The 17,824-nt window shown below is 69.3% G+C and carries 17 protein-coding genes; 4 read left to right on the forward strand and 13 right to left on the reverse strand.

Annotated features, from left to right (window positions below; translation table 11 throughout):
* Nucleotides 1-144: 144 nt before the first annotated feature.
* The 4 genes from G472_RS0109070 (at nucleotide 145) to G472_RS32120 (ending at nucleotide 5,616) form a co-directional block, all read left to right on the forward strand.
* Complete coding sequence (locus tag G472_RS0109070) at nucleotides 145-3,231, forward strand: phosphoenolpyruvate carboxylase (protein WP_051340604.1); 3,087 nt, start codon at nucleotides 145-147, stop codon at nucleotides 3,229-3,231.
* 158 nt (nucleotides 3,232-3,389) lie between these two features.
* The gene (locus G472_RS32115) at nucleotides 3,390-3,950 is read left to right on the forward strand and encodes a hypothetical protein (RefSeq protein WP_156927048.1); all 561 of its coding nucleotides are present in this window, start codon (nucleotides 3,390-3,392) and stop codon (nucleotides 3,948-3,950) included.
* A 136-nt stretch (nucleotides 3,951-4,086) separates the two neighbouring features.
* Nucleotides 4,087-4,602, forward strand: coding sequence for a DUF2934 domain-containing protein (locus G472_RS0109080; RefSeq protein WP_029008135.1), 516 nt, complete (start codon nucleotides 4,087-4,089; stop codon nucleotides 4,600-4,602).
* Between the two features lie 84 nt (nucleotides 4,603-4,686).
* Complete coding sequence (locus G472_RS32120; RefSeq protein WP_035691660.1) at nucleotides 4,687-5,616, forward strand: DMT family transporter; 930 nt, start codon at nucleotides 4,687-4,689, stop codon at nucleotides 5,614-5,616.
* Nucleotides 5,617-5,661: 45 nt separating this feature from the next.
* Here the strand turns inward: G472_RS32120 and gloA are convergent, their stop codons facing one another.
* From gloA to pyrH, 13 genes are all read right to left on the reverse strand, one after another.
* Nucleotides 5,662-6,069, reverse strand: coding sequence for a lactoylglutathione lyase (gloA, locus tag G472_RS0109090; RefSeq protein ID WP_029008136.1), 408 nt, complete (start codon nucleotides 6,067-6,069; stop codon nucleotides 5,662-5,664).
* Entirely contained in the window at nucleotides 6,066-7,253 is a 1,188-nt protein-coding gene (gene lpxB / locus G472_RS0109095; protein WP_029008137.1) for a lipid-A-disaccharide synthase, read from the reverse strand. The genes gloA and lpxB overlap by 4 nt, the downstream gene beginning before the upstream one ends.
* Entirely contained in the window at nucleotides 7,250-8,080 is an 831-nt protein-coding gene (locus G472_RS0109100) for an LpxI family protein (protein WP_029008138.1), read from the reverse strand. The genes lpxB and G472_RS0109100 overlap by 4 nt, the downstream gene beginning before the upstream one ends.
* A 22-nt stretch (nucleotides 8,081-8,102) precedes the next feature.
* A complete protein-coding gene (gene lpxA, locus G472_RS0109105) occupies nucleotides 8,103-8,906 on the reverse strand; it encodes an acyl-ACP--UDP-N-acetylglucosamine O-acyltransferase (RefSeq protein WP_029008139.1) in 804 nt (267 codons plus the stop codon).
* Complete coding sequence (fabZ, locus tag G472_RS0109110; RefSeq protein ID WP_029008140.1) at nucleotides 8,903-9,385, reverse strand: 3-hydroxyacyl-ACP dehydratase FabZ; 483 nt, start codon at nucleotides 9,383-9,385, stop codon at nucleotides 8,903-8,905. Before fabZ ends, lpxA begins: the two co-directional genes overlap by 4 nt.
* A 128-nt stretch (nucleotides 9,386-9,513) precedes the next feature.
* Nucleotides 9,514-10,098, reverse strand: a complete 585-nt coding sequence (locus G472_RS0109115) for an OmpH/Skp family outer membrane protein (RefSeq protein WP_029008141.1) — start codon at nucleotides 10,096-10,098, stop codon at nucleotides 9,514-9,516.
* A gap of 4 nt (nucleotides 10,099-10,102) precedes the next feature.
* Nucleotides 10,103-12,403, reverse strand: a complete 2,301-nt coding sequence (bamA, locus tag G472_RS0109120) for an outer membrane protein assembly factor BamA (protein ID WP_169732795.1) — start codon at nucleotides 12,401-12,403, stop codon at nucleotides 10,103-10,105.
* Between the two features lie 76 nt (nucleotides 12,404-12,479).
* Complete coding sequence (rseP, locus tag G472_RS0109125; protein ID WP_029008143.1) at nucleotides 12,480-13,613, reverse strand: RIP metalloprotease RseP; 1,134 nt, start codon at nucleotides 13,611-13,613, stop codon at nucleotides 12,480-12,482.
* Between the two features lie 67 nt (nucleotides 13,614-13,680).
* Entirely contained in the window at nucleotides 13,681-14,880 is a 1,200-nt protein-coding gene (locus G472_RS0109130) for a 1-deoxy-D-xylulose-5-phosphate reductoisomerase (protein WP_029008144.1), read from the reverse strand.
* Nucleotides 14,871-15,719, reverse strand: a complete 849-nt coding sequence (locus G472_RS0109135) for a phosphatidate cytidylyltransferase (RefSeq protein WP_029008145.1) — start codon at nucleotides 15,717-15,719, stop codon at nucleotides 14,871-14,873. Before G472_RS0109135 ends, G472_RS0109130 begins: the two co-directional genes overlap by 10 nt.
* Complete coding sequence (locus G472_RS0109140; RefSeq protein WP_029008146.1) at nucleotides 15,661-16,401, reverse strand: isoprenyl transferase; 741 nt, start codon at nucleotides 16,399-16,401, stop codon at nucleotides 15,661-15,663. The genes G472_RS0109135 and G472_RS0109140 overlap by 59 nt, the downstream gene beginning before the upstream one ends.
* Nucleotides 16,402-16,417: 16 nt before the next feature.
* Nucleotides 16,418-16,939: a ribosome recycling factor gene (gene frr, locus G472_RS0109145; RefSeq protein ID WP_211100171.1), complete on the reverse strand. Its 522-nt coding sequence runs from the start codon at nucleotides 16,937-16,939 to the stop codon at nucleotides 16,418-16,420.
* A 40-nt stretch (nucleotides 16,940-16,979) separates the two neighbouring features.
* The gene (gene pyrH, locus G472_RS0109150; protein WP_051340606.1) at nucleotides 16,980-17,735 is read right to left on the reverse strand and encodes a UMP kinase; all 756 of its coding nucleotides are present in this window, start codon (nucleotides 17,733-17,735) and stop codon (nucleotides 16,980-16,982) included.
* Nucleotides 17,736-17,824: the final 89 nt, after the last annotated feature.

Consider the following 17,824-nt stretch of genomic DNA (forward strand, 5'->3'; position numbering starts at 1 on the left):
CCGGGCGACTCTAGCGAACGCCGGCAGCGGCGGCAAACGGCTTGCCGGGGGGCGGTGATCCCGCATCGCACAAACCGGCCGTTGACAGGGCTTGCAAACGACCCGCATCCTCCCTTTGCTCCACCGCCGCGCGAGGACCCGCCGATGACCGAGGCCGAGACCAAATCCGCCCGCGGCCGTGACGCCCGCCGGCACCCCTCCCCGGCACCGGCCGCGCCGCCACCGGTGCCGGCCCGGCCCTTGCCGACCACAGCGCCGCTGCTCGCCCCGGGGGCGGTTCGCTTCCCGGTGCCGGAGGGCTTCGACGCCGCCGACTGCGCCGCCGAGCTGACCGGGTGCCTGGAACGCTTCGTGCGGGAGAACGAAGAAGACCCCTTCACCAACCCGGTGCTGCATCTGGCGCTGGAGATCAACCGGCGCCTCGCCGCCGGCACCCTCGATTTCGGCCGGCTGGAGCATCTCGTCCAATACCTGTCGGTGGAGGGTCTGATCGACCGCGCCGACCGCTTCGCCGCCAAGCTGGGCGAGACGGACCCGGAGGTCAACGCCGCCCGGCTGCGCGCCCTGGTGCGCGGGCTGGCCCGGCCCGACGGGGCGGAGGAGCCGGTGCCCTTCGAGGTGTTCCGCCGGGCGGTGGAGCGCGAGGTGTTCGGCATCGTCATCACCGCGCACCCCACCTTCAACCTGTCGGGTGAGCTGATGACGGCGCTGGCCTGCCTGGCCACCGGCCGGGACGAGGCGGGAGCGCCCCTCGACGAGGACCGCCGGACCGCCCTGCTGGCGTCGGTGGTGGAATCGGAACACCGGCCCGATACCGGCATCGACCTGTCGCGCGAACACCGCTTGTCGCTGCTGGCCCTGGAAACCATCGGCAAGGCGCTGCGCCGCCTGTACGGCATCATCTTCGATGTGGCCGCGGAGATCTGGCCCGACCGTTGGTCGGAACTCACACCCGCCCTGCTGACGGTGGCGAGCTGGGTCGGCTACGACATCGACGGCCGCTCCGACATCAAGTGGACGGACACGCTGCACAAGCGCCTGAAGGTGCAGGCGCTGCAACTGCGCCATTACCTGGCGGAGGTGCAGGCGGTGCGGGCCGCCGCGCCGGCCGACGAGGAGCTGCGCCACACCCTGGAGCAGATCGAATCCCGTCTCGTCCTGGCCAACCACGAAGTCACCGACGAGTTGCAGGTCTTCGCCGGGCACGACCCGACGCGGGCCGACGCCTACCGCCACATCCGCCGCATCGCCCGGCGCATGCACGAGGACCACGCGTTCCGCCTGGTGCACGCCGGCGCCCTGATCGAGCGGGTGAACCGGGCGATCCGCCTGCTGGGCGGGCGCGGCCCGGAGGCGACGGCGTGCGTGGCGCGCCTGTGCGTGCTGCGGGCGGAGATGGCAAACTATGGCCTGGGGCTGGCGCACACTCATGTGCGCATCAACTCCACCCAATTGCACAACGCCATCCGCAAGGCGGTGGGGCTGCAATCGTCACCCGACGACCCGCGCTACCGCCAGTCCTACCTCACCGCCCTGTCGCAGCTTCTCGACAAGGTGGAGCCGGCGACCATCAATTTCGGCTCCCTGATCGTCGAGCGCACCTCCGCCAAGCGCCTGTTCATGGTGGTGGCGCAGATGCTGACGTACGCCGACGCCACGAAGCCCGTGCGCTTCCTGATCGCCGAGACGGAAACCGCCTTCACGGTGCTGACGGCGCTGTACTACGCCCGGCTGTTCGGCATCGAGGACCGGCTGGACATCTCCCCCCTGTTCGAGACGGAACGGGCGCTGGAACTGGGCAGCCGCGTCATCGACGCCCTGCTCGACAACCCGCACTTCAAGGCGTACGTGCAGAAGCGCGGCCGGCTGTGCATCCAGACCGGCTATTCCGACGCCGGGCGCTACCTCGGCCAGGCGCCGGCCGCCGCCTCCATCGAGCGGCTGCGCAACCGCATCGCCCGCCTGTTCGCCCGCCACGGGCTGAAGGACGTGCAACTCGTCATCTTCGACACCCACGGCGAATCCATCGGCCGCGGCGCCCATCCCGGCCGCTTCGACGAGCGGCTGTCCTACACCGCTCCGCCCGCCTGGCTTCAGGCGCTGGACGATCAGGGCGTGGCGTTCAAGCAGGAGACCAGTTTTCAGGGCGGCGACGGGTTCCTGTACTTCACCACCGAGGCAACGGCCTTCGCCGTGGTCACCCGCATCGTCGAATACATGCTGGGCCGCCGCGACGGCGGCCGCGACGACCCGTTCTACGCCGAGAACGACTACATCACCGAGTTCTTCACGACGGTGAAGGAGTTCCAGGTGTCCCTGGTGGAGGACCCGAACTACGCCGTCCTGGTGTCCGCCTTCGGCGCGAACCTGCTGTACCCGTCGGGCAGCCGCGCCTTCAAACGGCAATACGACGGTGCGGCGGAGAACATCGACCAGCAGTCGGTGTCGCAGATCCGGGCGATTCCCCACAACGCCATCCTTCAGCAACTGGGGCTGCCGGCCAACACCCTGGGCGGCGTGGGGGCGGCCATCGACAAGGACCCCGAGCATTTCGCCGCCCTGTACGCCCGTTCCCGCCGCTTCCGGGAACTGATGGGGGTGGTGGAGTACGGCTTCGGCATCGCCGACCCTGCGGCGCTGAAAGCGTACGTCGACACGCTCGACCCCGGCCTGTGGCTGACGCTGGCGGCCCGCGCCGGCGACCGCGTGCGGGCGGAGGAGATGCGCCGGCTCGCCGGACACCTGGAGGACAACCCAACCCACCAGCGCCAGTCGCGCATCTACCGCAAGCTGTTCCGGGACTACACGATCCTGCGCGACGGGCTGGAGCGCACGGGCCCCGGCTGCGCGGCGCTGGTGAGTGAGCGCACGCGCACCGGCATGCGCCTGCTGCACGCCGTGCGCCTGGCGCTGATCCACGAGGTCTTCCGGCTCGCCACCCACATCCCCGACTTTTCCAGCCAGCACCAGACGACGCGAGACCGGGTGATCAACCGCATCCTGCACCTGGACGTCGCCACCGCCGTGGAGCAGCTCCAGGTCATCTTTCCCGCCACCACCGATCTGGCGCTGGAAGACACCGACTTCGGCGCACCGGCCACCTATGTCAGCGACGAGAGCCAGGACTATCGTCAGGAGAACGAACGGATCTTCCGCCCGATGACCGGGCTGGCCGACCTGATCCTGCGCACCGGGTCGGCCATCACCCAGCGCATCGGCTTCTTCGGGTAGGACGGTGGAACATTGAAGGGTTAGTGCGTTCCGCCCGATTGCGCAGACGCCGGAAGCGCCCAATATTATCAAGGGTATTGAAACCTTTCGGGTGCATGCTTGTCGTGTGGGGCGGCCGCGGTCGCGCAGGCCGTTCCAAGGGGAAAGGAGTGCCGGCCGTGAGCCGTCGTCGATTGGCCGTTTCGGTGCTGCTGGGAACGGGGCTGGCGGTGGCCGGCGCCGCGCTGCCGGTCGCCGCGCAGACGACCGACGCCGCCGCGGGCGAGCGGCCGCGGTGGATGCTGGGGGCCCTGCCGCAGACGGTGCTTCCCCCGGACAGGGCCGACCGGCTGGGCGACCTGCACGACAAGTTCCGCATGGGCGGCGCGCTCGTCCCCTGGATGGAGCCCTACGCCACCCTTAAGCCCTGGGTCACCACCGAGCCGGCCCCCGACGGCCGTCTGGCCGGCACGGGCGGTCTGTTGCTGGATGTCCCCCTCGGGTCTTTCACCTTCACCCCCAGCATCGGTGCCGGATACGTTCCCCTGTCCCCGGCCGAGTCCCGCGGCAATCTGGAAATCCGGTCGCAGATCGAACTGGGCTACGAGTTCTCCAACGACGCGCGGCTGGCGCTGGGCTACAGCCGCATCACCGGCTCCGGCAACCGTGCCGAGGACCGGGTGAGCGACAATGTCTTCAGCTTCACCTTCCGTCTGCCCTTCGGGTCCCTCGTCCCATAATGTTCACGCTGCCCCCATTTTGTCCTTAACCCTATTTTAAGAGGGTGGCGGTCTAGTGCTTGCCGGACAACTGCGCGAATCCCGCCGGGGCGGTCCCCGAGGGTCCGACGCACCGCCACGAGCAAGGGGCAGCACCATGGCCAAGCGCAAGATCGCCACCGCCGAGACCATCGACACCACGGCCACCGAATCGGGTGCCGACGCCATCCTGCGCAGCAACTTCTCGACGCCCGAACAGGACTCCCTATCGCTGATGCAGGCGGCGACCCTGCTGATCGAGGCCGACAGCCCGGCCAAGGTCAATCTGGCGCTCGACCACAATCTGAAGCTCTGGGTCGCGATCAAGACCGTGGTGCAGAGCGAGGGCGTGGCCCTGCCGCAGGAGGTGCGCGACAACCTCACCCACCTCGCCCAATACGTGTCGGCCACCACCATGGAGGCGGGTACGGGCGAGATCGAGGCGGCGAAGCTGATCGCGCTGGCGCGCATCAACATGCACATCGCGGAAGGGCTGCTGCGCGGCGAGCAGACCCGCATGATCCAGGAGCGCGCCTACGAGCTGTGGGAGAAGGACGGCCGTCCCGCCGGCCGGGAAATGGACCATTGGCTGGCCGCCGAAGCCGAGATCAAGGCAATGCTGCACTTCCGCTGACCCCCGGGGGCATTCCGCCCCGGCATGGCGCATCCGCGTCACCCTGCGGTGACGCGGGCGTGTGCGTCTGCTAACGTCCGGCGCGTGACCGCCTCGACGCCCCCCTTTCGCAGAACGGACAACGCATCGCTCGGCATCCTGATGATGCTGGTGTCGGTGTTCCTGTTCTCCATTCTCAACGTGCTGGTGAAGACGCTGTCGGACACCTATCCGGTGACCGAGATCAGCTTCTTCCGCAACGCTTTCGCCCTGGTTCCCGTGGTCGTGGCGGTGGCCGTGCAGGGCGGCGCCGCAACCCTGCGCACGGCACGGCCGCTGGGCCACGTCTGGCGTTCGGCCATCGGGCTGTGCGCGATGATGCTGATGTTCTGGTCCTTCGCACTGCTGCCGCTGGCCGACGCGATCGCACTGAACTTCACCACGCCGCTGATCCTGACCGCGCTGTCCGTGCCCCTGCTGGGCGAGAAGGTCGGCGTCCACCGCTGGAGCGCCGTCGCTGTCGGCTTCGTCGGGGTTCTGGTCATCGTCCGCCCCACCGGCGCGGTCCTGGAACTGGGGGCCGCGGTCGCCATCGCCGCCGCCTTCTGCCAATCCCTGGCCATGGTGGCGATCCGCCAGTTGAGCCGGTCGGAGCCGCCCAACACCATCGTCTTCTACTTCACCGTCCTCACCACCCTGATGTCCGCCTGCACCCTGCCCTTCGCCTGGGTGACGCCGACGCCCGGGGATTTCATGCTGCTGGCCCTGACCGGGCTGGTGGGGGGCATGGCCCAACTCTTTCTGACGCGGGCCTATTCGCTGGCCCAGGCGGCAACGGTGGCGCCCTTCAACTACACCTCCCTGCTGTGGGCGGTGCTGTTCGGTTGGCTGCTGTGGGGGGAATTGCCGGAGGTCTCGGCCGTGATCGGCGCCGGCATCGTGGCCCTGAGCGGCCTCTACATCCTGCAGCGCGAGACGCGCCGCCGCTCCGATGTGGTGACCGGCGGGCGGTCGACCATGACGGGAAATGATTGATGCCGGGTTCGGTACGTCTTGACGTCCGAACCCGGCTTCGGAGGTTTACGCCCGCTCGATCAGCTCGACCTTGTAGCCGTCAGGATCCTCGATGAAGGCGATGACGGTGGAGCCGTGCTTCATCGGGCCGGGCGGACGGGGGATCTTCACGCCTTCGGCGGCCAGTTGCTCGCAGGTCTTGTAAATGTCCGGCACGCCGATGGCGATGTGGCCATAGGCGGTGCCGATATCGTAGGGCTCCTTCTGGTCCCAGTTGTGGGTCAGTTCCAGAACCGTGGTGTCCGACTCCTCGCCGTAGCCGACGAACGCCAGGGTGAAGCGGCCGCCCTCATAGTCGGACTTGCGCAGCAGCTTCATGCCCAGCAGGCGGGTGTAGAAGTCCAGCGACTTGTCCAGGTCCAGGACCCGCAGCATGGTGTGCAGCATCCGGAACTGTCCGGTTTCGGTGCTCATTCTCTGCCTCCTTGCATCTTCATCTTGTGTCGTTCGATGACGTCGAGGACGACGCGGGCAGCACGCTCGCTGGGTGGCGTTCCGCCGCGCCCGAGCCAGCGCGCCACCTCCGCCACCCCTTCCACCTGCTCCCGCCGCGCCGCCGGATCGTCCAGCAGGCGGCCCAGCGCCGCCGCCAGGCGATCGGGCCGGCAGTCCCCTTGCAGCAGCTCGGGCACCAGCATGCGGTCGAGCATCAGGTTGACCAGGTTCACGTACTTCACCTTGATCAGGCGGCGGTACACCGCCACAGTGAGCGGGTTCAGGCGGTAGGCAATGACCGCCGGCAGGCCGGCCAGCGCCAGTTCCAGGGCCACCGTGCCCGACGCCGCAAGCGCCGCCTCGGCAGCGGCGAAGGCATCGTGCTTCTCCGCTTCGCCCTCCACCACAATGGTGCGCAGCGGCCAGCCGGCAACCTCGTCCCTCACATGTTCGCGCACGGTGGCCACCGTCGGCACCACCGCCATCAGGGTCGGATGGGCGGGCCACAGCCGCTCCAGCGTGGCGCGGAAGTCGGGCAGCAGGCGCCGGACCTCGCCGCGCCGGCTGCCGGGCAGCACCGCCACGACGCGGGCGTCCGGCGCGATGCCGTGGCGGGCGCGGAAGGCGGCGCCATCCCCCGCCCCCGCGCCGCTCTCGACCACCGAATGGCCCACGAAGGTGCAGGGCAGGCCCTCGCGCTCGAAATAGGGCGGTTCGAAGGGCAGGATCGCCAGCAGATGGTCGTAGATGGCCGCATACTTCGCCGCCCGCTTCGGCTTCCACGCCCACACCGTGGGGGCGACGTAGTGGATCAGCGCGATGTCCGGGGCGGCGGCCCGCACCCGTTTGGCGACGCGGACGGTGAAGCCCGGCGAATCGATGCTGACCAGCACGTCCGGCCGCAGGCGCAGCACCTCGGCGGTGGTCTGGTTGAGACGGCGGATGAGGTTGGGAAGCTGCGGCAGCAATTCCACCACGCCGAACAGCGCCAGCTCCGCCTGCGGCACCAGGGAGTCGAGCCCTTCCGCCGCCATGCGCTCGCCGCCGATCCCGGCGAAGCGGACGTTGCCTCCGGTCAGGCGCTTCAGGGCGGCCATCAACCGCGCCCCCAGCGCGTCGCCCGACGGCTCCCCGGCGATCAGGAAAACCAGCGGCGCCGTCATATCGGCGCCTCCACGCCGACGACGAACAGGCCCAGCCGGTCGGCCAGCTCCGCCACCGCCGCGCGGTCGACGATCAGGCTGCCCCCGGCCTCCACCGCCACCCCGACCAGACCGGCGGCGGCGGCGTTCTCCACGGTGGCGGTGCCGATGGTCGGCAGGTCGAGCCGCCGGTCCTGCTGCGGCTTGCGCATCTTGACCAGCACGCCACCGGGGCCCGGCCGCCGCAGGGGACCGGCGCGGCCGATCATCGCGTCGGTGCCTTCTACGGCCTCGACGGCCAGGACGATGCCTTGTTGCACGATGCAGCCCTGTCCCACGTCCAGCGCCCCCAGGCCGCGCGCCACCTCGATGCCGCGGGCGATGTCGCGGCGCGCTCCCTCGTCGGGGCCGAGGCGGCCGACGGGGCCGGCGGGGGTCAGCAGGTCGCCGAGGATCTCGTGCAGGCCGACGACGCGGAACCCCTCCTCCTCCAGCTCCCGCGTCACGGCGCGCAGCAAGCCGTCGTCGCCGAACGCCTTGGTGCCGACGCGGGCGAGGAAGCGGGCGGTGCGCCAGTCCGGCAGCAGTTCGCCCAGCGACGGGCGGCGCACCGGGCCGGCAAAGACCAGCTCCGTCACCCCTTCCCGGCGCAGGCGGTCGATGATCGATCCGGCGGCGCCGAAGCGGCTCCACAGATGGGGGACGCCCTGCACCGCCGTAGGGTCCGTGTGCCCCTCGAATGCGACCATGAAAACGGCGCGGCCGGTGCCCTGCACCGCTGCCGCCAGACGGGCCGGCAGAACGCCGCCGCCCGCGAGAATGCCGAGTCCGGCCCCGCGGTCCTTCATCGCTGGTCTCCCGATTTCGGGATCAGGCGCCGTCGCGGCCCGGTTGCAGCAGCGGCCGTGACGTCTTGCTGCGAATGAACGCCAGCACCTGCCCAACCAGCGGCGTGGCGCCGAACTCCCGCTCCACCTCGTCCAGCCGGGTGGCGAAGGTGTCGCCGGCCGAGGTGAACAGCGCCTTGTAGGCGGTGCGCAGAGCCCGCACCTCGTCCTTGCCGAAGCCGCGGCGCTCCAGCCCCACCAGGTTGAGGCCGGCCAGCCGGGCCCGCTCGCCCATCACCAGTCCGTAGGGGATGACGTCGTTCTCCACCCCGGACATGCCGCCGATCATGGCGTGGGCGCCGATGCGCACGAACTGGTGCACCGCCGACAGGCCACCGAGGATGGCGTAATCGCCAACACTCACGTGCCCGCCCAGCGTGGCGTTGTTGGCCAGGATGACGTGGTCACCGACGATGCAGTCGTGAGCGACGTGCGCCCCCACCATGAACAGGCCATGGTCACCGACGCGGGTCACCATGCCGCCACCCTCGGTGCCGGTGTTCATGGTGACGCTTTCGCGGATCTGGTTGAAGCGCCCGACCACCAGTTCCGACGGCTCGCCGCGGTACTTCAGGTCCTGCGGCGGCTGACCGATGGAGGCGAAGGGATAGATGACCGTCCCCTCCCCCACGCTGGTGCGGCCGTCCACCGCCACGTGCGACACCAGGCGCACCCGGTCCCCCAGGGTGACGTGGGGGCCCACCGTGCAGAACGGGCCGATGGTGACGTCCTCGCCCAGCCGGGCGGCGGGGTCGACGACGGAAGAGGGATGGATCGAGACGCTCATTTCTCGTCCAGGATCATGGCGGAATAGGTCGCTTCGGCCACCAGAGTACCGTTCACCTTCGCCTCGCCCCTGAACTTCCAGACGTTGGCGCGGTGGCGCACCTTCGACACATGGATGTGAAGCTGGTCGCCCGGCGTGACCGGCCGGCGGAAGCGCGCCTCGTCCACGGTCATGAAATAGACCAGCTTGCCTTCGGCATCGGGGCCCAGCGTCGACACCACGAGAACGGCGGCGGTCTGTGCCATCGCCTCGATGATCATGACGCCCGGCATGACCGGCCGCGAGGGGAAATGGCCGGCAAAGAACGGCTCGTTGATGGACACATTCTTGACGCCGACCGCACTCTCGTTCGGCACCACGTCGATGACCCGTTCGATCATCAGCATCGGGTAGCGGTGCGGGATCATCTGCATGACCCGGGTGATGTCGTATTCCACCCCGCCGCCCTGGCCCGGGCCGTTCTCTGCCGCCGCGTCCATCGTCCGTCTATCCGCTTTCCGTAACCGTCATACCGGGCGCGCCCGGAGTTCGCGCCCTTTTGCCCCATTTCGCCGACAGGATCAATCGCCAAGCCGGCCGCCGAACCGGCGGCCGGTCCCGCGCCCGGTCACTGCTTGGGAATGCTGACCGCCACCTTGGGCAGCGTCTCGTTCAGCTTACCCAGCACCTCTTCGGTGAGGTCGAGCTTGGGCTCGAAGATCAGGACCGACTGCTTGGGCAGCACCACGTTGATGCCGCGGTTGCCGGCGATGTCCATCATGATCTGGTACATGCTCTTCTGCACCTGCCCCATCGCCTCGTTCAGGGCGGTGTCGAGCGCGCGCTTGCGGGCCTGCACGGTGCGCTGCACGTCGGCGACCTGCTTCTCGAAGTCGCGGCGCTTGGCGGCGAAGGCGTCGGGCGCCAGCACCGTCTGCTGCTTGCGCAGTTCCGCTTCGGCGGTGCGCAGCTTCTCCTCCAGAGAGGATATCTCCTTCTGGTAGGTGTCGCGCTGCGTCTCGACCGCGCCCTGGATGCCCTTGGCGGCGGAGGATTCCTGCAGGATCTTCTGCACGTCGAGCACGCCGATGACCGGGGCCGGCAGGGCCGCTCCGGCCGCGGGCGCCGTCTGTGCGCCGACCGGAGCGGTGAAAGCCAGCGCCGCGGCCATCGCGACGGCGCCGAGCAAAGCCGGGGTCTTCTTGAACTGCATGGATTTAGAACCTGGTTCCGAAGCTGAAGCGGAAGATTTCGGTCTTGTCATAGCTTTCCTTGCGCAGCGGCACGCCGACATCGACCCGGATCGGGCCGAAGGGCGAGCGCCACGACACGCCGGCACCCACCGACACGCGAATCGTCTCGTCGGTGGGAACGTTGGGGTCGCCCTCGACGATGCTGCCGGCCACCGTGCCGAAGTCGCTGAAGGCGTGCCCCTTCAGACCGAACTCCTCGGGCATGCCGACCGGGAACGTCATCTCCAGGGAGCCGCGGTAGTATCGCGAGCCGCCCAGTGCGTCGTCGGTGCGCAGATCGCGCGGGCCGATGCCGGCGGTGCGGAAGCCGCGCAACGTGTCGCCACCCATGAAGAAGCGGTCGGCGAGGAACAGATCATCGTCCTTGAAGTTGTGGATCACGCCCACCTCACCGGTGGCGCTGATCACCCAGCGGTTGTCGTCGACCAGCGGCAGGTAGTAGCCGCCGCCCAGGCGTGCCCGAGCGAAGCGGGTGGTGCCGCCGAGGCCGGAGAAATCGGTCGACAAGCGCGCGTAATAGCCCTCGGTCGGCGTCAGGCGGCTGTTGCGGCGGTCGTACAGCAGCTCCTGACCGATCAGGGAGTTGGTGCGGGCCCCGGTCTGGTCCCGAATGTAGACCGACGCCGTGGACGGCACGTCATCGATCTCCGTGTGCTGGAGCTGGTAGTACACGCGCTGGCGCAGGAACTCCGCCAGCGGGAAGCCGGTGCGCAGCGCGAAGCCCAGGTTCTTTTCGTCGAACGAGGCTTCCTTCTGGTAGTCGCGCGTGGTGCGGAACAGGTCGAAGCCGGCGCTCAGGTCCCGATCCAGGAAATAGGGCTCGGTGAAGCTGATGTCGTATTCCTGCCGGCGCGACGAAATCGTGGCGCCGAACTTCAGGTCCTGGCCGCGGCCCAGCAGGTTGCGTTCACGGATCGAGAAGTCGCCGAGCACGCCGTCGGCGGTGGAGAAGCCGGCGCCCAGCGCGATTTCGCCGGTCGACTGTTCGGTCACTTCGACGTTGACGACGGAGCGGTCCGGCGCCGAGCCCTCCTGCGTCGTCACCTGGACGCGCTCGAAGAAGCCCAGGTCCTTCACCCGCTGCTCCGACCGGCGCAGGCGCGTGGTGTTGAACGGGTCGCCTTCGGCCAGCAGCATCTCGCGCCGCACCACCTTGTCAAGGGTGCGGACGTTGCCGGTGATGTCGATGCGCTCCACGAAGACGCGCGGTCCCTCGGCGATTTCGTAGACCACGTCGATGGTGCGCTCGTCGCGGTTGCGGGTGACCCGCGGCCGGACGTCGACGAAGGCGTACTGCAGGTCGCCGACGGCGTTGGTCAACAGGGTGATGGTCCGCTCCACCGCGGCCGCGTCGTACCACTCGCCCTCGTGCGTGGTGACGACGCCGCGCAACTGCTCGGGATCGAGCGTGCGGATGTTGGACTGGACGTCGACCTTGCCGAACCGGTAGCGGTCACCTTCCTCGATGGTGAAGGTGATGAAGAAGTCCTCGCGGTCCGGCGTCAGTTCGGCCACGGCGGAGACAACGCGGAAATCGGCGTAGCCTTCCTTCAGGTAGAAGCGGCGCAGCAGCTCGCGATCGTAGGTGAGGCGATCGGGATCATAGTTGTCGTCCGACGTCAGGAAGCGCCAGAAGGCGGTTTCCTTGGTCAGAATCTCTTCGCGCAGCGTGCCGTCGCTGAACACCTCGTTCCCGACAAAGGCGATGGAGCGCACGCCGGTGCGCGGGCCTTCGTTGATCTCGAACACCAGATCGACGCGATTCTGGTCCAGTTGGATGATCTTGGGCTCCACCGTCGCGGCGAAGCGGCCCTGGCGGCGGTAGATGTCGATGATGCGCTGCACGTCGTTCTGCACGCGGGTGCGCGTGTAGACCTGGCGCGGCCGCAACTGGATCTCCGACTGGAGATTGTCGTTCTCGATGCGGCGGTTCCCCTCGAACGCGATCCGGTTGATGATCGGGTTCTCGGACACCTGGACCACCAGGGTGTTGCCCTCGCGGCGGAAATGGATGTCGGCGAACAGCCCGGTGGCGAACAGGGCCTTCAGCGACGCGTCCAGACCATCCTCGCTGAACGGATCTCCCGGCTGGACCGTCAGGTACGAGCGCACCGTCGCGGGCTCGATCCGCTGGGCGCCTTCGACCCGGATGGTGCCGATGGTCCCGCCGGGAAGCGATTGCGAGACCTGCACGCCCGGGCGCGGCTGCGGGCCGCCCTCGATGGTGCTGCCCGTCTGGGCCCAGGCAACAGCTACCGTTGTCATGGCGCAGCCGGCCATCAGGCCGAGCGCCAAAACGTTCCGCGACACCCGCAAAGCACGCCCCCTGGCTCTGGTCGTTTTAGGAAACGAGGCCCCTGAAGAAGTCGACCACGCGGAGTTGAACGAGGTCGTTCCACGTGGCGAAGACCATGAGCGTTAATACCAGAGCCAACCCGATGCGGAAACCGTATTCTTGAGCCCGCGCTCCCAGCGGGCGCCCGCGGACGGCCTCCAGGGCGTAGAACATCAGGTGGCCGCCGTCGAGCATGGGAATGGGGAACAGGTTGATGAGGCCGAGGTTGACCGACAGGAACGCCATGAACCAGACGAGCGCGTAGGCACCGGTCTGGGCGACCTCGCCCGACATCTGGGCGATGCGCAGCGGCCCGCCCAGTTCCTCCGTCCCGCGCGAGCCGTCCAGCATCTGGCCGACGGCGGTCAGGGTGCCGGTGATCATGCCGGTGATCTCGCGCCCCGCCTGCCAGACCGCGGTAAACGGGTCGTGGCGGACCGTCTCGGTGCCGGCGCGGGTGATGCCCAGCAGGCCGATGCGGTGGACGTTACCGAATCGGTCCGTCAGTTCCGTCGCCTGGGGCGTCACGGTCACCGCCTGCTCCGCCCCGTCGCGCCGGATGCGCACGGACAGCGCCTGCTCCGGCTTGATGGAGACGATCTGGCGGATCTCCTCGAACCGCTGGATGCCGGTGCCGTCGATGGACAGCACCACGTCGCCGGGCTGCAGCCCGGCCTCCGCCGCCGCACTGCCGGGCTGCACGCCGCCCACCTCGGGCGGGGTGAAGGGCTGGCCGGCCGTGGCGAACAGGATGGCCAGCGCCAGCAGGGCGAAGGCGAAGTTGGCCAGCGGCCCCGCCGCAACCACGGCGGCGCGCTGGCCGACGGTCTTGTGGTGGAAGGAGACGGCGCGTTCCTCCGCCGACATGGCCGGCAGGTGCGACCCCGGCGTGCTCGCCGGGTCGGCGTCGCCGAACATCTTCACATAGCCGCCGAGCGGGATGGCGCTGAATTTCCAGCGGGTGCCGGCGCGGTCGTGCCAGCCGAACAGCTCCGGTCCGAAGCCGATGGAGAACACCTCGACCCGCACGCCGTTGCGCCGCGCGATGTAGTAGTGGCCGTACTCGTGCACGAAGACGAGCACGGAGAGGACGATGAGGAACGCGAAAAGCGAGGTGCCGAAACCGCCCAGAAAGTCCATAAACCGTCCGCCTTCGTCGGCGGGCCCGGCCGCGGGCCCGCACCATTGGATCAATCGCCCGCTGCGTTCACACGGGGGAACCCATGCCCACCCGGTCAGCCGCACAGCGGCGCGCCTCGGCGTCCGCCGCCAGCACACCGGCAAGGTCGGACGGAGCATCGTGCGGCAGGGCCGCCAGCGTTTCCTCGACGATCCGCTCGATGCCCAGGAAGCCGATCCGCCGCTCCAGAAAGGCGGCGACGGCCACCTCGTTGGCAGCACTCAGAATTGTAGGAGCGGCCCCCCCGCTTTGCAAGGCCGCCCGGGCCAGCCGCAAGGCCGGGAAACGCTGCGGATCCGGCGCCTCGAAGGTCAGCGTCGCCGCCTGCGCCAGGTCGAGCCGGCGCGCCGGCGTCTCCATGCGGTCGGGCCAGGCCAATGTGTGGGCAATGGGCGTGCGCATGTCGGGTGTGCCGAGCTGGGCGAGCACCGAGCCGTCCACATACTCCACCAGCGAATGCACCACCGACTGGGGGTGGACCAGCACGTCGATGCGCTCCTCCGGCATGGCGAAGAGGAAATGCGCCTCGATGATCTCCAGCCCCTTGTTCATCATGGTGGCGCTGTCGACGGAGATCTTGGCCCCCATGTCCCAGGTCGGGTGCGCCACCGCCTGCTCCGGCGTCACCGCCGCCATGGTGGCGCGGTCGGCGGTGCGGAACGGGCCACCCGACGCGGTCAGGATCAGCCGGCGCACCCGGCCGGGATGGGCGAAGTCGAAGCACTGGTAGATGGCGTTGTGCTCGCTGTCGACGGGCAGCAGCGTGGCGCCGTGGGCGCGCACCTCGTCCATCATCAGGGCGCCGGCGCAGACCAGCACCTCCTTGTTGGCGAAGGCGACGCAGGCGCCGCGGCGCACCGCCGCCAGCACCGGCTCCAGCCCGGCGGCGCCGACGATGGCCGCCATGACCCAGTCGGCCGGCCGCCCCGCCGCCTCCGCCACGGCCTGCGGGCCGGCCGCGGCCTCCACGCCGGTGCCGGCCAGCGCCGCCTTCAGCGCGCCGTAGGCGGCGGGATCGGCGACCACCGCGAGGTGCGGCCGCAGGGCACGGGCCTGCTGCGCCAGCAGGTCCACATTGCGGTTGGCGGTCAGCGCCTCGACGGCGAAGGTGCCGGCGGGGGCGCGGGCGATCAGGTCGATGGTCTGCGTGCCCACCGATCCGGTCGAACCCAGCACCGTGATGCGGCGGGGTGACTCGCCCGCGCCGACCGCGCCGTCTACCACCATCGCAGCCACACTCCCGCGGTCGCGTGGAACAGCGCCAGCACCGGGGCGGCGACCAGCAGCCCGTCGATGCGGTCGAGCAGCCCGCCGTGCCCCGGAATGAGCCGGCCGCTGTCCTTGATGTCGAAGCGGCGCTTCACCGCGGATTCGAAGAGGTCACCGGCCTGGGCCACCACCGCCGTGCAGGCGCCGACCAGCAGCGCCAGCAACGGGCTCGCCGCCCCGGCCGCCACCGCCACACCCAGGCCCGCCAGGCCCGAGGCGACGACGCCCCCCAGCAGGCCCGCCCACGTCTTCTTGGGACTGATGCGCGGCGCCAGCCGGGGGCCGCCGATCGACCGGCCGGCGGCGTAGGCGCCGATATCGGTGGCCCAAACGGTGAGCAGCACGAACAGGAAAAGAGCGAGGCCCGCCTCCGGCGCCTCGCGCAGCCAGTCGAGGGCCAGCACGCCGGCGGCCACGTAGGGCACGCCGAAGCCGACCAGCCAGCGCCCCATGCCGGCGGTCGCCGTGACGACGCCCGCCAGCGCGAACGCCGCCAGCATGGCGATGGCCGGCCCGAGCGCGACGTGGACGCCCAGCACCACGATGACCGCGGCAAGACCCGCCGGCAGCGCCGTCGCCAGGCGGTCCTGCGCCACCATGCGCAGCCATTCGTTGAGAGCGAGCAAAGCGGTGGCCGCCAGCAGCGCGCGCAGGGTCCAGCCGCCGGCCCACACGGCGGCCAGAACGAGCGGCCCCAGTATCAGGGCCGACAGCATGCGAACCTTCAGGTCGCTGGCCTTACCGGCTTCCGGCGGTGGTGGCGCCGAACCGGCGTTCCCGCCGGTGGAACTCTTCAATGGCCGCCTCCAGATCGCGCTTCGTGAAGTCGGGCCAGAGGGTGTCCGTGAACACCAGCTCGGCGTAGGCCGACTGCCACAGAAGGAAGTTGCTGAGCCGCTTCTCGCCGCTGGTGCGGACGATCAGGTCGGGGTCGGGGATTCCATGGGTGAACAGGCGCGCCGCGATCGCCTCTTCGTCGATGGCGGCGGGGTCCAGGCGGCCGTCGAGGACCTCTTCGACCAGCCGGCGGGCGGCGTGGGCGATCTCCTGGCGCGATCCGTAGTTCAGCGCCACCACCAGGGTCATGGCGGTGTTGCCCGCCGTCATCTCCTCGGCGTTGGCGATCATCCGGACGATGTCGTGGTCGAGTTTCCGGCGGTCGCCGACCACCTTCAGCCGGACGCCGGCCCGGTGCAACTCGGCGATCTCGCTGCGCAGATACAGGCGCAGGAGCCCCATCAGCTCCGACACCTCTTCCTGCGGCCGCCGCCAGTTCTCGGACGAGAAGCTGAAGATGGTCAGATAGGCGATGCCCAGCTCCCGCGCGGCTTCCACCGTGCGGCGCACCGCCTCGACCCCCTTGCGGTGGCCGGCCGTGCGCGGCAGGCCGCGCGCCTTGGCCCAGCGGCCGTTCCCGTCCATGATGATGGCGACGTGAACGGGCGACGGTGCCGGGCTGTTCTCCTGAGCGTAGCGCATGCCTTCGCTCCGCTCCTCAAACCTGCATGATTTCCTTTTCCTTTTGCGCCAACGCCTCGTCGACAAGCTTGATGTGCTGGTCGGTGAGCCCCTGAACCTTGTCGGCCCACACCTTCTGCTCGTCCTGGCTCAGTTCGCTGGCCTTTTCCATCTTCTTCAGCATGTCCATGCCGTCGCGGCGGACGTTGCGCACGGCGACGCGGGCCTGCTCGGCGTACTTGTGGGCGACCTTGGCCAGTTCCTGGCGGCGTTCCTGGGACAGATCGGGAATCGGCACGCGGATGGTCTGACCCTCGGTCTGCGGATTGAGGCCAAGTCCCGAATCGCGGATCGCCTTCTCCACCGCCTTGACCATGCCGCGGTCCCACACCTGGACCGTGATCAGGCGCGGCTCGGGAACCGACACGGTGCCGACCTCCTTCAGGTGCATGCGCGAGCCGTAGGCCTCGACGCTCACCGGCTCCAGCAGGCTGGAAGAGGCGCGGCCGGTGCGCAGCCCGGCGAGTTCCTTGCGGAAGGCGTCGATCGCGCCGTCCATGCGCCGCTTGATGTCGCTCAAATCGGGATCGGCCACGGGGTCACTCCCTCTCTTCCGTAATGATCGTGAACTTGCCCCGACCGGCCATCACCTCGGCGAAGGCCCCCGGAGTGTGGATCGAGAACACGAGTATGGGGATACGGCTTTCGCGCGCCAAGGAGATTGCGGAAGCGTCCATCACCTGCAGGTCCCGGGACAGCACCTCCAGATAGCTCAACCGCTCATAGCGCGTGGCGGTCGCGTCCTTCTTGGGGTCGGCGGTGTAGACGCCGTCAACCTGCGTCCCCTTCAGCAGCGCGTCGCAGCCCATCTCCGAGGCGCGCAGGGCGGCAGCCGTGTCGGTGGTGAAGAACGGATTGCCGGTGCCGGCGGCGAAGATCACCACCCGCCCCTTCTCCATGTGGCGGATCGCCCGCCGGCGGATGTAGGGCTCGCAGACCGTCGACATGGGGATGGCCGACTGGACGCGGGTGTGGACACCCTTGCGCTCCAGCGCGCTCTGCATGGACAGCGCGTTGATGACGGTGGCGAGCATGCCCATGTAGTCGGCGCTCGCCCGCTCCATCCCCGACGCGGCCCCCTTGACACCGCGGAAGATGTTGCCGCCGCCGATGACCAGGCTGACCTGGACGCCCAGGTCGCGGGCGGCCTTCACCTCGTCGGCGACACGGTTCACCACATCGGGGTCCAGGCCGTAGTCGCGCTGTCCCATCAGCGCTTCACCCGATACCTTCAGAAGAACGCGTTTGTAGCGGACGCCTTCGGCGGGCACGGGTGCCCCGACGGTTTCGGCCATGGACCGGCTCCCGGTGGTTTGGTTGAACGCTGTGGACGGACGGCCCGGGCCCGGGGGCGCGCCGGACGGTGTCCCGCCGGCGCCCCCGG

The organism is Azospirillum halopraeferens DSM 3675 (genome assembly GCF_000429625.1).
Lineage (GTDB): Bacteria > Pseudomonadota > Alphaproteobacteria > Azospirillales > Azospirillaceae > Azospirillum > Azospirillum halopraeferens.

Coding starts and splice junctions, on each gene's coding strand:
- G472_RS0109100 (WP_029008138.1), bottom strand. CDS start 8,080: ATGAAGGACCGCGGGGCCGGACTCGGCATTCTCGCGGGCGGCGGCGTT.
- G472_RS0109080 (WP_029008135.1), top strand. CDS start 4,087: ATGGCCAAGCGCAAGATCGCCACCGCCGAGACCATCGACACCACGGCC.
- pyrH (WP_051340606.1), bottom strand. CDS start 17,735: ATGGCCGAAACCGTCGGGGCACCCGTGCCCGCCGAAGGCGTCCGCTAC.
- lpxB (WP_029008137.1), bottom strand. CDS start 7,253: ATGACGGCGCCGCTGGTTTTCCTGATCGCCGGGGAGCCGTCGGGCGAC.
- bamA (WP_169732795.1), bottom strand. CDS start 12,403: ATGACAACGGTAGCTGTTGCCTGGGCCCAGACGGGCAGCACCATCGAG.
- lpxA (WP_029008139.1), bottom strand. CDS start 8,906: ATGAGCGTCTCGATCCATCCCTCTTCCGTCGTCGACCCCGCCGCCCGG.
- gloA (WP_029008136.1), bottom strand. CDS start 6,069: ATGAGCACCGAAACCGGACAGTTCCGGATGCTGCACACCATGCTGCGG.
- fabZ (WP_029008140.1), bottom strand. CDS start 9,385: ATGGACGCGGCGGCAGAGAACGGCCCGGGCCAGGGCGGCGGGGTGGAA.
- frr (WP_211100171.1), bottom strand. CDS start 16,939: ATGGACGGCGCGATCGACGCCTTCCGCAAGGAACTCGCCGGGCTGCGC.
- G472_RS0109140 (WP_029008146.1), bottom strand. CDS start 16,401: ATGCGCTACGCTCAGGAGAACAGCCCGGCACCGTCGCCCGTTCACGTC.
- rseP (WP_029008143.1), bottom strand. CDS start 13,613: ATGGACTTTCTGGGCGGTTTCGGCACCTCGCTTTTCGCGTTCCTCATC.
- G472_RS0109130 (WP_029008144.1), bottom strand. CDS start 14,880: ATGGTGGTAGACGGCGCGGTCGGCGCGGGCGAGTCACCCCGCCGCATC.
- G472_RS0109115 (WP_029008141.1), bottom strand. CDS start 10,098: ATGCAGTTCAAGAAGACCCCGGCTTTGCTCGGCGCCGTCGCGATGGCC.
- G472_RS0109070 (WP_051340604.1), top strand. CDS start 145: ATGACCGAGGCCGAGACCAAATCCGCCCGCGGCCGTGACGCCCGCCGG.